The following is a 12960-nucleotide window of genomic DNA, read 5'->3' on the forward strand; positions in this document are numbered from 1 at the left end:
TGTTTCTCTTCTTGCAATTAATAGGGCATTTTAACACGGGAAACCCGTTTCGCCAGCGTAGAGCTGGTGTTCTGTGATATAGCTTAAGACTGCCGTTGGCAGTGCGAGTTCATTTCTTCGGCCTTGCTGTAACAAAGCGCGGATTTGGCTTGATGAAACATCAAAGGTGGGGCCAGCCATAAAGTAACACAAGCCACCCGCTTGCTGGTGTAATTGGTTTGGCTCAGTGACTTCTGCCGCGGCCAAATAGGCTTGCAGTTCGGCACTTGGTGCAAATACATCGCCTGGACGCTGATAAACCACAATATGGCATAGTGCAACCAATTGTTGCCAATGATACCAACGATGAAGTTGGTTAAATGAGTCCATACCGAGTAAAAATACCAGTGGCTCGGTTGGTCTGTCTTTGCGCCATTCTTGCATACTGAGCAGTGAATAGGACGGCTCGGTGCGCTCTAGTTCGCGAGTATCAAGCAAAAACTCAGGATGCTCAGCAATCGCGAGCTTGAGCATGGCGATACGGTGGGCATCAGCAACACCCGGGCGCGCTTTATGCACAGGGATTGCGCAGGGCATAAAGTAGAGATGTTCGGCTTGCAATTGCGATAGTGCAGACGTGGCCATATTTAGATGGCCGCTATGCACTGGATCAAACGTGCCGCCGAAGATCACCTGCATCAGTCACTATCCTCAGTGAAAGGTAACGCAAAGGGTAAACGGGTGCAAAATAATAGCGCGATATGCAGCAATGCTTGATACGGAGCCACCATAGCTTGTTGCTTGAAAGCGCGGTCAAAATCTGCGAGCGCTAATAAGATTTGCTCAAGGTCATGGTTGGTCAATCTTTGCATCGCTTGTTGCACAGGCGCTTGCTGATTTTTCCAAATATTATGTTGCTTACACAAAGTTTGCCAGTCTTTGCCTTCGCGTTGACCGAACTGTAAGTCTTGCAGCAATTGCGCTTCTTTTTGTAGTGCCCACACTAAACCCATAGGTTCACTGTTGTCGCTGGCCAACTTATTGATGATTTTGCACACTTGCTTGGCATTGCCGTGGAGCAGTGCTGCACTTAAGTCAAAAATATCAAACTTGGCTTGGTTGAGAAGGCCTTGCAGGACTGTTTGCTCATGAATTTGTGTTTGACCAAACAGCAGCGAGAGTTTTTCCAGCTCTTGATGGCACGCGAGCAAATTCCCTTCTGTGGCTTCTAACAGGCGGTTTTTGGCTGGCGCGGCAAGGTTTAAACGTAAGCGTTGGCATTGTTCGTCTAACCAGCGCCGTAAATGAGTCCCGGTCAGCGGATAGCATGGTACAAAGGCTCCTTGTCCATCAAGCGCTTTAAACCACGCACTGCGTTGTACATCTTGCCCTGCTGGGAGGTTTTTCAGTACTAACACCACGTCAGGGTTAATCTGTTCACTGAGGGTTTTCAGTACTTGTGCGCCATTGGCCGCCGGTTTTTGTTGGTTTAAGTCGATTTCGATTAAAGTGCGGGCACTAAACAGCGACATACTGAAATACTGCGCCACCACATTTTGCCAGTCAAAGCCGGGCAACACCGCAAATTTGACGACTTCATCAAATCCTTGCTGCTTGGCATGGGCGCGAATCGCATCGACGCACTGCTGCTCCTGAAAAGGCTCTTCGCCAAACACCAAGTAAAACGGCGCTAGGGACTTTTGTAATTGAGAGGCTAATTGGTTAGCGTAGTACCGCATTACAATAAAGATAACTGACGAATGATACGTTGACTGGCTTGCCTGCGCAGTTCACTGAGCAAAAGTTCTAGTTCTTTAGATTTTGCTAGCGCGTTGTTAGGGTCATCCTGATAGTTACGATACAGCTCAAAACGCTGTTCAATCGGCTCCTGACCTCTGCGAATAACTTGATAGCTGACACTGTACGCCAATTCATACTGAGCAACTTGGCCATTTTTAAATAGGCTCAGTGTTTGTCGCTCCAAACTGTCTTTGAGTAGGATCAGTTGCGATGCCTCAGCGTTATCTTCAGTCAATAAGGTGACTTGCGCGCGCGCTAAATCCGACTGCAGCTGCATATACAAAGCAGAGCGTTCATCTTCGGCATGTAGTACCAGCTGTTTTAAGTCATCCGGAATATACGAGGCTTTTTTTAACTGAAAGCCACAGCTGCTCAGTAGCACACAGCCCAGCGCAAAAAGCGCTGAGCTGAGTTTAGGCCAAGATGACATCTTAGCCTACCACCACGTTTAACAGTTTGCCCGCAACGTAAACCACTTTGCGGATAGTTAGACCATCGGTGAACTTAGTGACGTTTTCATCCGCAAAAGCCAGTTTCTCAACTTGCTCTTGGCTAGCGTCAGCCGCCACGGTGATTTTCGCACGTAGCTTACCGTTGACTTGCACTACGATAAGCTTCTCGTCTTCAACCAGGGCAGAAGAATCCACTTGTGGCCAGCGGGCATTCAGTACGTCATCGCCTTTACCCAATAATTGCCATAATTCATGGCTCATATGTGGCGCAATCGGCGCAAGCATAATAATCAGCGCTTCTAACGCTTCATTGGCAAGCGCGATGTCTTGTGCTTCAGTCAAAGGTGCTTTAGTGAGCTTGTTCGACAACTCCATAATCGCTGCGATGGCGGTGTTGAACGTTTGGCGACGTTCAAGGTCGTCCGTCACTTTGGCGATGGTCTTGTGAATTTCACGGCGTAGCACTTTTTGCTCGCTGGTTAATGCCGTGATATCTAAGCTTGCAGTGCCAGCCGCTTTAACGTCTGCAGCGTATTTCCAAATACGTTTTAAGAAACGATGTGCACCTTCAACACCTGAGTCAGACCATTCTAGCGTTTGCTCTGGCGGCGCAGTAAACATCATAAACAAACGCACGGTGTCAGCACCGTATTGGTCGATAACCACTTGTGGGTCGATACCGTTGTTTTTCGACTTCGACATTTTCGCCATACCAGCAGATTGCACAGGTTCACCATCGACTTTGTGCCATGCTTTGATAATACGGCCTTTGTCGTCAGTTTCAGTGGCAACATCAGTTGGCGCAATCCAAATATCACCACCTTTCTCGTCTTTACGATAGAAAGTCTCAGCTAGAACCATACCTTGGCACAGTAAGCGCTCAAATGGCTCATCTGACGTAACTAGACCGAAATCACGCAGTAATTTGTGGAAGAAACGCGCATACAATAAATGCAGGATCGCGTGTTCGATACCACCGATATATTGGTTTACTGGTAGCCAGTAATTTGCTGCGCCTGGCTCTAACATGCCTTCATCGTAACGTGGGCTACAGTAACGCGCGTAGTACCAAGAAGACTCCATAAAGGTGTCAAAAGTATCCGTTTCGTGGAATACCGTTTCGCCATTTAACGTCGTTTTTGCCCACTCTGGGTCAGCTTTAATTGGCGAAGTTACACCATTCATCACGACGTCTTCTGGTAAGCGTACTGGTAGCATTTCTGCTGGTGCAGCAAGCTCTTTACCATCCGCCGTGTTCAGCATTGGGATTGGTGAACCCCAATAACGTTGACGGCTCACGCCCCAGTCACGTAGACGGAAGTTTACTTTACGTTTGCCGGCGCCTAAACCTTCAAGTTTAGTGGCAATGGCATTGAAGGCTTGCTGGAAATCAAGACCGTCAAACTCACCTGAGTTTACTAGCACACCTTTTTCAGTGTAAGCCGCAACGTCTAAATCAACCACAGCGTCAACCCCCGCCGCTGGTGCGATAACTTGTTTGATATCAAGGCCGTATGCGGTTGCGAATTCAAAGTCACGTTGGTCGTGACCTGGTACTGCCATTACTGCACCTGAGCCGTAATCCATCAACACAAAGTTAGCAACCCAAATTGGTACTTCTTTGCCAGTTAATGGGTGAATAGCGCTAAAGCCAGTGGCGATGCCTTTTTTCTCCATCGTCGCCATGTCAGCTTCGGCAACTTTGTTGTTTTTACATTCGTCAACAAAGCGAGCTACTGCGTCACGGGTTTTTGCGGCTTCTTGGGCAATTGGGTGGCCTGCTGCCACAGCCACATAAGTGACACCCATAAAGGTATCTGGGCGAGTGGTGTAAACTGTGAAAGTTTCGCCGTTATCAGCGCGTTTAAAATCGATTTCTAAGCCTTCAGAGCGACCAATCCAGTTACGTTGCATGGTCTTCACTTGCTCAGGCCAGTGATCTAACTTGTCTAAATCGTCAAGCAATTCCTGCGCGTAGTCAGTGATTTTGATAAACCATTGTGGGATTTCTTTTTGCTCAACCAAAGCGCCAGAGCGCCAGCCGCGACCGTCGATAACTTGCTCATTAGCTAGTACAGTTTGGTCAACAGGGTCCCAGTTGACGGTAGCCATTTTCTTGTAAACTAAGCCTTTTTCGTACAACTTAGTGAAAAACCATTGTTCCCATTTGTAGTATTCTGGATGGCAAGTCGCAATTTCGCGGTCCCAGTCATAACCAAAGCCAAGTTGCTTTAATTGGTTACGCATGTAAGCAATATTTTCATAGGTCCATTTTGCTGGCGCGGTATTGTTTTTGATAGCAGCGTTTTCAGCTGGAAGACCAAAAGCGTCCCATCCCATTGGCTGCATGACGTTTTTGCCTTGCAGACGGTGGTAACGCGAAACCACGTCACCTATGGTGTAGTTACGGACGTGACCCATGTGCAGACGGCCGCTTGGGTAAGGGAACATTGACAGACAGTAGTACTTTTCTTTGTTTTCGTCTTCAACGACTTTAAATGACTTGTTTGCTTCCCAATAAGCTTGAACTTTTTGCTCTATCTCGCGTGGGTTATATTGCTCTTGCATTGATGTTTCCAGACTTCCAGCAAATTAAACGAAAATTGCGCTAAGCATACCCGAAATGATTCGCAGATCACAGCGCTTGGACGGGATTTTGTCAGAGAAATACGCTTCGTGTACTTCAGAGTTAAAAATGTCAGAGTTTGTTAGTTAATTCACTTCAAGTCAGGGACCGAGTAAACGCCTTCGTTTACATTGGTTAACCATGTTGGCTTTATCTGTGAAATTGGTGTGATATATTGGTTTCAAGATACCAAGGCGCTGCGACAAACGAAGTGCTGTGATAAGGAAAAGACATGCCGGTCTTCACAAGGATTGAAGGTTGTGTTTGTACAGCTACCTTGGTTATCGCCTCGCTTTTTACTTGTCTCGTGCATAACTGCACAGCTTGATATCAGGAATTATTGCGCTCTAGTACTTAAGCCGCTGAATTCGTACTTGCTGAGCTTATTTTGGAGCTTCAAAGGTGCTGCTTTAATCCTTGCGGTAATGCCACTATTTTTCTGCAACTAGTTATTCTTTAGTACTTTTTCATTTCTCTCTAGGTTGTTTTTTACGGCAAAAACAACTAAACCTATAGCATCAGTGGGCAAAAGTAAGGGGACTAAGCAATGGCAGATTATCAAGGCTTACTCAAACAATTTGCAGCGTGGCTTCAGGACGTAAATGAGCATGAAGTGAAGCAGCTGATAGTAAAGTTTATCGCCTACCAGCAAGCCTTACAGCAATTGTCGGAAGACAAATTGCAGCTCTATAGTGACTACCTCAAACGCGATTTTGCGCATTTCAAACAACACCATCAAGAGTATAACGAGATAGCACTGCAGGAGCTGCGTGATACCATTTGGTACGAATTGGCGCAACTTGAAGACCGCACTCAACTTGAGTGGCAAGCGCTGCAAGGCGATTTCCAACACCAAGGTAAATATAAAGCCGGTGAGGCGATAGCGTTAGGGCAATTAGTATGTAAGAATTGCGGACATTGCCATGATGTATATTATGCCCAAGCGATATTGCCATGTAACGAGTGTGGCGGTGAAGAGTTTATTCGCAAGGCGTTACATCCTTAACTCGGGCCTCTAGCCCTGTTTCTTTGTCGATTAAGAAGTTTACAATGATAAAAATCAAGCCTTTAGAACCCGCAGGCCTTTCGCCTCAGGTGTCTCTTGCGCACGTCGAAAATAGCATGACCAATCCTTATCCTGACTCTCTGCCTTTTATCGGTCAGCAACGCGCTCAAACCGCGATGGATTTTGCTTTGGGTATGCACTTACCGGGCTACAACATGTACGTCATGGGGGAAGCGGCTCTTGGTCGTTTTACTATGGTTAAAGACAAACTTGAAGCCCACAGTAAAACGCGCGTGACCCCAAAAGAATGGCTGTATGTCAATAATTATGACGATCACCGTGAACCCATCGCGCTGTTTTTAAATGCCGGGCAAAGTCGCCAACTTGCTGATGATGTAGACGAGTTGCTCGACGAAGTGGTCGACACTTTCCCTGCTGCATTCGACAATCCAGGTTATCAACGTAAGAAAAAAGCCATCGACCGCGATTTTGATAATAAATACGACGCAGCTATGTCCGCAGTTGACCAGCTGGCGGCAGAAAAAAGTGTGGCATTGCTAGAAGATAACGGCATGGTGGTATTTGCCCCTGTGGTAGACGGCAAGCAACTTAATGATGCGGAATTTGCTGAGCTTGACGAACATGTGCAGGCGGAGTTTTTTACTGCCATTGAAGTGCTCGAAGATGCACTCAATGAAGCGTTAATAGAGTTGCCGCGATGGAAACGCGAATCGTCAGAAAAACTGCGTAATCTGAAAAAGTCGACCATAGAAACCGCCACAAAACCACTGCTAAAAGCCCTTGAGCATAAATATGCTAGCAGTCTTGGGGTGCTACGTTACCTTAAAGATTTAAGAACAGAAATTGTGGATGCGGTGCTGGATTGGCTGGACGACAGTAACAGCAACGATGAAAACAAAGACGATTTTGACGCCAAAGGCATGCTAAGCGACTACTTTGCTCCCAATATTTTGGTGGAATATAAAGAAGACGACCCCGCGCCTGTGGTGTACGAGCCCAATCCAACGTTTGGCAATATTTTTGGTAAAGTGGAATATGCCACTGCGCAAGGCACTTTGATCACCAGTTACCGCTCGATTCAGGCTGGTGCTTTGCATCGCGCCAATGGTGGTTATCTGATCATGGATGCGGAAAAAGTGCTAGCTAATTCGCAAGTTTGGGATGGCTTAAAACTCTCGTTAAAAACCAAGCAGATCAAAGCAGATTTACCGTACCAAGATTCTTCAGTAGGCAGCAGCTTTACACTACGCCCACAGCTGATCCCTTTAGATGTGAAAATCATCTTACTTGGCTCACGCGATTTGTATTACACCATAGGTGAATACGACGAAGAATTTGGTGAGTTATTCCGCGTTTTGGCGGATTTTGATTACTACTTGCCGGGTACGGACAAAGTGCAATATCAGTTCATTACTAAAGTGATGGAATATTGCCAAACCACATTACAGCTTGGCATTAGTAGCGAGGCTATGGTGCGCTTATTGAAGTTCAGTTACCGTCAGGCTGAGCACCAAACCAAACTCTCTGCGCGCTTTGCGGATGTATTAGAATTGGTAGCTGAGGCGAGTTTCTACGCACGTCAAGATCAAAGTCAGGATATTCAAGCAGTGCATATCGACGAGGCCATTGCGGGCAAGCAATATCGCACAGGTCAGCTCAGTGAAAACATGCTTGATGACATGCAAGAAGGGCATACCTTAATCGCAACCTCAGGCGAAGCGATTGCTAAGGTCAATGGTTTAACTGTGCTCCATATCGGTGATACTGCATTTGGTACACCGGCACGTATTACAGCTACGGTTTATGCAGGCTCAGATGGTGTTATTGACGTTGAACGTGAAGCGGATTTAGGCAAGTCCATTCACTCCAAAGGCGTGATGCTGCTGACTGGTTACTTAGGTAATCGCTATGCGCAAAACTTTAGTTTAACGCTAAGTGCCAATATCGCGATTGAGCAAAACTATGGTTATATCGACGGTGATAGTGCCTCGTTGGCTGAGCTCTGTGCGCTGATCTCTGCGATTACTCAGCTACCAATCAAGCAAAACATAGCACTCACAGGCTCAATTAATCAGCATGGTGAAGTTCAGGCAATTGGTGGCGTGAATGAAAAGATCGAGGGTTTTTTCAAACTTTGCAAGCTGCGTGGCCTGACAGGTACTCAAGGGGTGATTATTCCGCGCTCCAACTGTATTAACTTAGTACTGGACGACGAAGTTGTGCAAGCAGTCACGGACGGTAAGTTCCATATTTATCCGGTGTCGGATGTGGACGAAGCGCTGAGTTTATTGATGGGCCAACCCGCTGGTGAACTTGAAGATGGCGAATATCCTGAAGAGTCGATCAATGGCTTAGCTTTGGCGCGCCTCGCTCGCATTGCTGCGGTGGTGAATGGTGATGACGAAGACAAAGACGAAAAAGATGATAAGGAAGTGTCATGAGTGTGCTCAATCTCGCGTTACTCGGTTTAATCATACTGTTGGTGTTTGGCATTATTCGCACCGGTCAGAAGAATAAACAAGTGGCGCTGCAAAACCGCGAAGCGGCACAGCAATTTTTAGCCCATAATGCAACTTTGCCAGATGTGGTAAGCTTACCAAGTGGGTTGCAATATCAGGTGCTGAGTGCCGTTGAAAGCGGCCAAAGCCCAACGGCAGGCAGCGAAGTTAAAGTGCATTACCATGGCACTTTGCTGTCAGGTGCAGTATTTGACAGTTCAGTAAACCGTGGTGAGCCGATCTCATTTAAGTTATCGCAAGTGATTGCCGGTTGGACCGAAGGCTTACAATTGATGAAAGTGGGTGAAAAATTTCGCTTTTATATTCCAGCCGAGTTGGCGTATGGCGACCGCGCTGCGGGCGCTATCGCTCCAGGTTCACTGTTAATATTTGAAGTTGAACTACTAGCGGTGTTGTAACTCCGCCAGTTACGCCGAAATCGCCATATAGGCTAGCGGTAGGCGGATGGTAAAGCAGCTACCTTGCTCTGGCACTGAGTTTGCGCGCAAAGTGCCGTGGAGCTACTTAACCACTAAGTTGTTTGCAAAAGCTAATCCTAGTCCGGTTTTTCCACTGTGCCTTGCCGTGGTGTAAAACGGTTCAAAAATATGTGCTAACTGTACTGGCGCTATACCTTGACCATTGTCACTGGTGCTCACTTCAATATATTTTTGACCGACAATTTAGCTTATCTCAACCACATGGTGTGTTTGCGGATGGACACTAAAACCATGTTGTAGTGTGTTATCGAGCAATTGCTGAATGACCTGACACTACATTTGCATAAGTTGGATTTATTGCATTAAAATCGGAAATAACGCTCTTGGAAAAGGAGTAACTATGAGCACCTTGAAGTATTCAGATTTTAATATAAACCCTATCTTTCCTGATGTGATGACTTCTCAAGCTAAAAATCTTTCTCAAGAGTGCTCACCACACTTCCATTTAGATTATGACATTACTTTGGTGACATCTGGGGTACTAAAGCTGCATGTCGGTAACGTGAAGCGTTACTATAGTGAAAACCAATTATGTATTATAAATCCAGAAGTGGTTCATTGTGGTGGGGGGAGCGAATTAATATCCATCAAAAACATGCGTATAAAGCCAGAATTCATGTTGAAAGTGGCGAAAATGAAAAGCCTTGAGCACACAAACTTGTTGCATTTCGATTCGGCTGCTGTATTCGACCCAAGAATTACAGAATTGTTTCTAAAGTACTTTGATCTATCTCGGAATGAAACTAGTTCACCTCAAAGGGTGTCGGATACGGGATGGGATTTTTTTTCTACTCTACTGGACTATTCTAGTGCCGCAATACCCAAGGAATTTGCTAAACCTGTATACGGCAATAATGAAATTGACTTAATGCGCGAAAAAGTTCGCGAGAAAATTAGTATTCATGACGTGGCAACTCGAATGAATTTGTCTGAATTCTACTTTATCAAGAAGTTCAAAAAACAATATGGATTAACACCATATAACTTCTTTATGCAGATGAAGTTAGAAAGCGCGTTTAATGAATTGCTTAAAGGTAAGCGGGTTAAAGAAGTAGCTCACGAGTTTGGCTATTCCGATCAAGCGCATTTTAATCGATTACTCAAAAAACACTATGGCTACACGCCGGTAGAGGTTAGAAAAATAAAGCAAGAAGTAGAAATGTAACCACCTCTTGCTGACTCGGAACTGCTTATACAAATAGCGCGTAGTTAACAATAGAAAGATGAATACCCAAACCAATCCCTATCGCAACCAGTGCATTTCTTTTAAACCAATACGCTAGGAAAACCACTAAAGATGAAACAAGTTGTGGGATACCGTAAGGGGCGGTTGAGAAGTCAATGTGCAAAAAAGTGTAAGCAACCAGCAATATCATGATTCCAACTGGCATCTTAGTCCCGATATACTCCAGATATTGATTTGATGCGAGCTTGCCCTTGACGATAAACGGAATGACCCTCAATAAAACAGTCACAACCGAGACCGTTGAGATAATGAAAAATATTTCCAAGCCGCTATTCATGAAGCGGTACCTCCATTTTAGCCTGTTTATAGTCTTTACTGATGAGCAATAAATAACAGATAAGGCCTGATCCTAAAAAAGAAGACTTTAATATGTAAAACTCCATTAACGCCCCAAACACGCAGGATATTGCTGCATAGGTTAGCAAAGACATATCTGAGTCATTACTGACAGCATCTGCCGCAAGTGCAATGAACATTGCCGTTAAGGCGAATTCAAAACCTGTAACTTCTGCGGGCAATAATGAACCTAATACAGCACCTAAGAAGCTAGCTCCAACCCACCATGCGTGACTAATCACTTGCAGTAAACTAATGTCTATACCCCTCAACGGCCTTCCCTTACTTGCACATACAATTGCATAAGTCTCATCAGTTAAGGCAAAAACACCGTAAGCCTTTTGCAAGCGTGATTTCATACTTTTTAGTGGAAAGGACAAACCATAGAAAATATGCCTAAAATTCACGATCAGTGCAGTCCAAGCCACCGCTATTAGAGGTTGTCCAGAGATAATAAAAGTGACAACCAAGAATTCGATTGAGCCAGCAAATATAACTAGCGCAGAAATAGGAGCCCAATACCAATCAATGCCACTTGAAACCATGAAGACTCCGAGCGCTAGACCTAAAGGGACATATGCTGTCGCAACGGGTAGTGTTAATTTAAAAACTCTGAGTAAACTAGATAAATCCAATGTCATTTCCTCGCTTTAATATAGCTGGATGGAAAACGAAAGCCGGAGTTTGGTTCTCCACCCAGCTTGCCCTTGATTAAATTTTTTGATCTACATTTAATGTTTCAAGAATCATGTTTAGACACTGCTTTAGAAAAGCTTCTTCTCTGGCATAAGTGATTCTTACTCCATTTTTAGACCCAAACACTTCACCCGGCATGACAAGTAATTTATGTTGCTTGAGTAGTTGCTTAGCCAGTTCGTTAGAATCAATATACTCCGCCGTATTGAACCAAGCATAAGGTGTGTTTTGTGGTGCAACTAAAGACAAGTGAGGTGAGGCTAACTCAGCGAATTTGTCTAATATTGGTCGTCCCGCTTCAATGTAGTTTTTGAAGCGTTGAATGTGTTTATCTTTATCTTGAAGAACTAAGAGTGCCGATTTTTCAAGAAGCATAGAGTTGGAAACTGTGGTGTAACGCTTATAATTAACCATTTCTTCAATAAGGTCTTGGTTCTTTGACACTGCCCATCCAAGTCGTAGCGCTGGTAATCCATAAATTTTCGACAAACTAGAAATGGAGACCGATTTTGCATACTTGTTCACAACAGATTGAGTAAAGTCGAGCAGGTATTCTTCATCATTAACTATCCAAACCCCCTTCAATTCGCATACTTTAATTATCTCTGCCCACTCATTTTCACTCAGAATCGCGCCTGTTGGATTACAAGGGCTATTTAGGATTAACAGTTTCGTATTGTCGCTAATACTATTGATTAGTTCATCTATTGGAAACTCAGTGCTTGGTGACCACTCAAGTAATGAAACATCGCACCCTTTATTTCTTGGTACTTCCCATGCTTGCTGCCAACCAGGGAATGTGCAAATAACATGGTCACCTCGTTCTAACAATGAGTTATAGAGAATATACAGTGCTTCTTGCGCACCGTGTGTAATGAGGTTACTCAACTCATCTGTACGGTTCGTATACTGAGACAGTACTGTATTTCTTAGCTCTAAATCGCCACGGTCTACGCTATAATCTAAACACCAATCGTCATTTAATGTTAAGTCTTTTACGTGTTGAAACTGAACGCCACTTTCTGCTAAGTCATAGTCAAAATGACCATGTGCTTCATTGAAAAGCCATTCTTGAATTGTGTAGTTTGCAATAGCCATTAATAACTCGTAATTTTTGAAAAAGTGATGACGAAAATGTCTCGTTTTGCCTTTAAGCCCGGAAGCTTTGTTGTGATAGGTGTGGCAAAATGCTTCACTTGCCTATCATTAACGACCATGATTTCTCCTGGCAGTAAATTATGTTCATAAATGCTGTTCTCATCTTCGAGAGGGGAAATCAATGAAGTCGCGCCATTGACATTGTTTAGTGAAACACAATAAATCGCTAAATAATCAAAACCATCTTGGTGAAAGCCTTCCGGAGCTGGATAACCAATTTCGCCTTCTTCAGCCACAATTCTTATTTGGTGACAACCTATTGAGTAATTACCTTGTGGAATCTTTTTATTATTCACAACAGTGTTAATTATTTAATTTATGTGAGCTTTAGTTTCATTCTGTAAAGGTGTAAAATCTCTTTCTTGTCCATCCATATAACTATTTAGTTCTTTTGTTTGAAAGAACTTACCCGCGTTATACCAAGTTACTTCTCTATTATTATACTCCCCGACTCCGTATGCTCTATACCGATAAACATAATTGCCTTTTAGGTATTCATCTGCTTTTAAATTATCGAAAGTATCATGAAGAAGTGAATTAGGCACTTGAGGAGCATTGATTATACTTAGCATCTTCCTTTATCCTACAGGGCAAGATCATGAACTTTACCTTGACATAATTTTATGATCTTATACTGCTTTT

The 12960-nt window shown here is 44.3% G+C and carries 12 protein-coding genes and 1 pseudogene; 4 read left to right on the forward strand and 9 right to left on the reverse strand.

From position 1 onward, the window contains the following. Nucleotides 1–30: 30 nt before the first annotated feature. From nadD to leuS, 4 genes are read right to left on the reverse strand one after another with little or no spacing between them, the layout of a single operon-like run. Nucleotides 31–678 carry a nicotinate-nucleotide adenylyltransferase gene (gene nadD, locus ACFOEE_RS14740; RefSeq protein ID WP_377125804.1) on the reverse strand — a complete coding sequence of 216 codons (648 nt, stop codon included), beginning with the start codon at nt 676–678 and terminating at the stop codon, nt 31–33. Continuing rightward, a complete protein-coding gene (holA, locus tag ACFOEE_RS14745; RefSeq protein WP_377125807.1) occupies nt 678–1718 on the reverse strand; it encodes a DNA polymerase III subunit delta in 1041 nt (346 codons plus the stop codon). Before holA ends, nadD begins: the two co-directional genes overlap by 1 nt. Then, on the reverse strand, nt 1718–2209 hold the full coding sequence (locus ACFOEE_RS14750) for an LPS-assembly lipoprotein LptE (protein ID WP_377125810.1): 492 nt from the start codon (nt 2207–2209) through the stop codon (nt 1718–1720). The genes holA and ACFOEE_RS14750 overlap by 1 nt, the downstream gene beginning before the upstream one ends. A gap of 1 nt (nt 2210) precedes the next feature. Further along, nucleotides 2211–4799, reverse strand: coding sequence for a leucine--tRNA ligase (gene leuS / locus ACFOEE_RS14755; RefSeq protein WP_377125813.1), 2589 nt, complete (start codon nt 4797–4799; stop codon nt 2211–2213). Nucleotides 4800–5404: 605 nt separating this feature from the next. Here leuS and ACFOEE_RS14760 point away from each other — a divergent pair. The 3 genes from ACFOEE_RS14760 to ACFOEE_RS14770 are packed head-to-tail and all read left to right on the forward strand — an operon-like array spanning nt 5405 to nt 8801. Further along, on the forward strand, nt 5405–5863 hold the full coding sequence (locus ACFOEE_RS14760) for a zinc ribbon-containing protein (protein ID WP_377125816.1): 459 nt from the start codon (nt 5405–5407) through the stop codon (nt 5861–5863). Between the two features lie 44 nt (nt 5864–5907). Beyond that, nucleotides 5908–8325: a Lon protease family protein gene (locus ACFOEE_RS14765; RefSeq protein WP_377125819.1), complete on the forward strand. Its 2418-nt coding sequence runs from the start codon at nt 5908–5910 to the stop codon at nt 8323–8325. After that, nucleotides 8322–8801, forward strand: coding sequence for an FKBP-type peptidyl-prolyl cis-trans isomerase (locus ACFOEE_RS14770; RefSeq protein WP_377125822.1), 480 nt, complete (start codon nt 8322–8324; stop codon nt 8799–8801). Before ACFOEE_RS14765 ends, ACFOEE_RS14770 begins: the two co-directional genes overlap by 4 nt. A gap of 102 nt (nt 8802–8903) precedes the next feature. Here the strand turns inward: ACFOEE_RS14770 and ACFOEE_RS14775 are convergent, their stop codons facing one another. Further along, nucleotides 8904–9041 carry an ATP-binding protein gene (locus ACFOEE_RS14775; RefSeq protein ID WP_377125824.1) on the reverse strand — a complete coding sequence of 46 codons (138 nt, stop codon included), beginning with the start codon at nt 9039–9041 and terminating at the stop codon, nt 8904–8906. A 181-nt stretch (nt 9042–9222) separates the two neighbouring features. Here ACFOEE_RS14775 and ACFOEE_RS14780 point away from each other — a divergent pair, with 181 nt between their 5' ends. Further along, nucleotides 9223–10047, forward strand: a complete 825-nt coding sequence (locus tag ACFOEE_RS14780; RefSeq protein WP_377125827.1) for an AraC family transcriptional regulator — start codon at nt 9223–9225, stop codon at nt 10045–10047. 25 nt (nt 10048–10072) lie between these two features. Here the strand turns inward: ACFOEE_RS14780 and ACFOEE_RS14785 are convergent, their stop codons facing one another. From ACFOEE_RS14785 to ACFOEE_RS14800, 4 genes and pseudogenes are all read right to left on the reverse strand, one after another. Further along, nucleotides 10073–10405 (reverse strand): branched-chain amino acid transporter permease, encoded by a 333-nt coding sequence (locus ACFOEE_RS14785; RefSeq protein ID WP_377125830.1) that lies wholly within the window; start codon nt 10403–10405, stop codon nt 10073–10075. Further along, complete coding sequence (locus ACFOEE_RS14790; RefSeq protein ID WP_377125833.1) at nt 10398–11105, reverse strand: AzlC family ABC transporter permease; 708 nt, start codon at nt 11103–11105, stop codon at nt 10398–10400. The genes ACFOEE_RS14785 and ACFOEE_RS14790 overlap by 8 nt, the downstream gene beginning before the upstream one ends. Before the next feature lie 70 nt (nt 11106–11175). Beyond that, nucleotides 11176–12258: a pyridoxal phosphate-dependent aminotransferase gene (locus tag ACFOEE_RS14795; protein ID WP_377125836.1), complete on the reverse strand. Its 1083-nt coding sequence runs from the start codon at nt 12256–12258 to the stop codon at nt 11176–11178. Further along, nucleotides 12258–12890: pseudogene (locus tag ACFOEE_RS14800) on the reverse strand (2OG-Fe dioxygenase family protein). The gene ACFOEE_RS14795 and the pseudogene ACFOEE_RS14800 overlap by 1 nt, the downstream one beginning before the upstream one ends. Nucleotides 12891–12960: the final 70 nt, after the last annotated feature.

The organism is Pseudoalteromonas fenneropenaei (assembly GCF_042643375.1).
Classification (GTDB): domain Bacteria; phylum Pseudomonadota; class Gammaproteobacteria; order Enterobacterales; family Alteromonadaceae; genus Pseudoalteromonas; species Pseudoalteromonas fenneropenaei.

Bases quoted from the DNA above. Each gene is read 5' to 3' on its own strand.
- ACFOEE_RS14760 (WP_377125816.1), top strand. From the start codon at position 5,405: ATGGCAGATTATCAAGGCTTACTCAAACAATTTGCAGCGTGGCTTCAG.
- ACFOEE_RS14780 (WP_377125827.1), top strand. From the start codon at position 9,223: ATGAGCACCTTGAAGTATTCAGATTTTAATATAAACCCTATCTTTCCT.
- ACFOEE_RS14765 (WP_377125819.1), top strand. From the start codon at position 5,908: ATGATAAAAATCAAGCCTTTAGAACCCGCAGGCCTTTCGCCTCAGGTG.
- ACFOEE_RS14750 (WP_377125810.1), bottom strand. From the start codon at position 2,209: ATGTCATCTTGGCCTAAACTCAGCTCAGCGCTTTTTGCGCTGGGCTGT.
- ACFOEE_RS14795 (WP_377125836.1), bottom strand. From the start codon at position 12,258: ATGGCTATTGCAAACTACACAATTCAAGAATGGCTTTTCAATGAAGCA.
- ACFOEE_RS14785 (WP_377125830.1), bottom strand. From the start codon at position 10,405: ATGAATAGCGGCTTGGAAATATTTTTCATTATCTCAACGGTCTCGGTT.
- ACFOEE_RS14790 (WP_377125833.1), bottom strand. From the start codon at position 11,105: ATGACATTGGATTTATCTAGTTTACTCAGAGTTTTTAAATTAACACTA.
- holA (WP_377125807.1), bottom strand. From the start codon at position 1,718: ATGCGGTACTACGCTAACCAATTAGCCTCTCAATTACAAAAGTCCCTA.
- nadD (WP_377125804.1), bottom strand. From the start codon at position 678: ATGCAGGTGATCTTCGGCGGCACGTTTGATCCAGTGCATAGCGGCCAT.
- ACFOEE_RS14770 (WP_377125822.1), top strand. From the start codon at position 8,322: ATGAGTGTGCTCAATCTCGCGTTACTCGGTTTAATCATACTGTTGGTG.
- leuS (WP_377125813.1), bottom strand. From the start codon at position 4,799: ATGCAAGAGCAATATAACCCACGCGAGATAGAGCAAAAAGTTCAAGCT.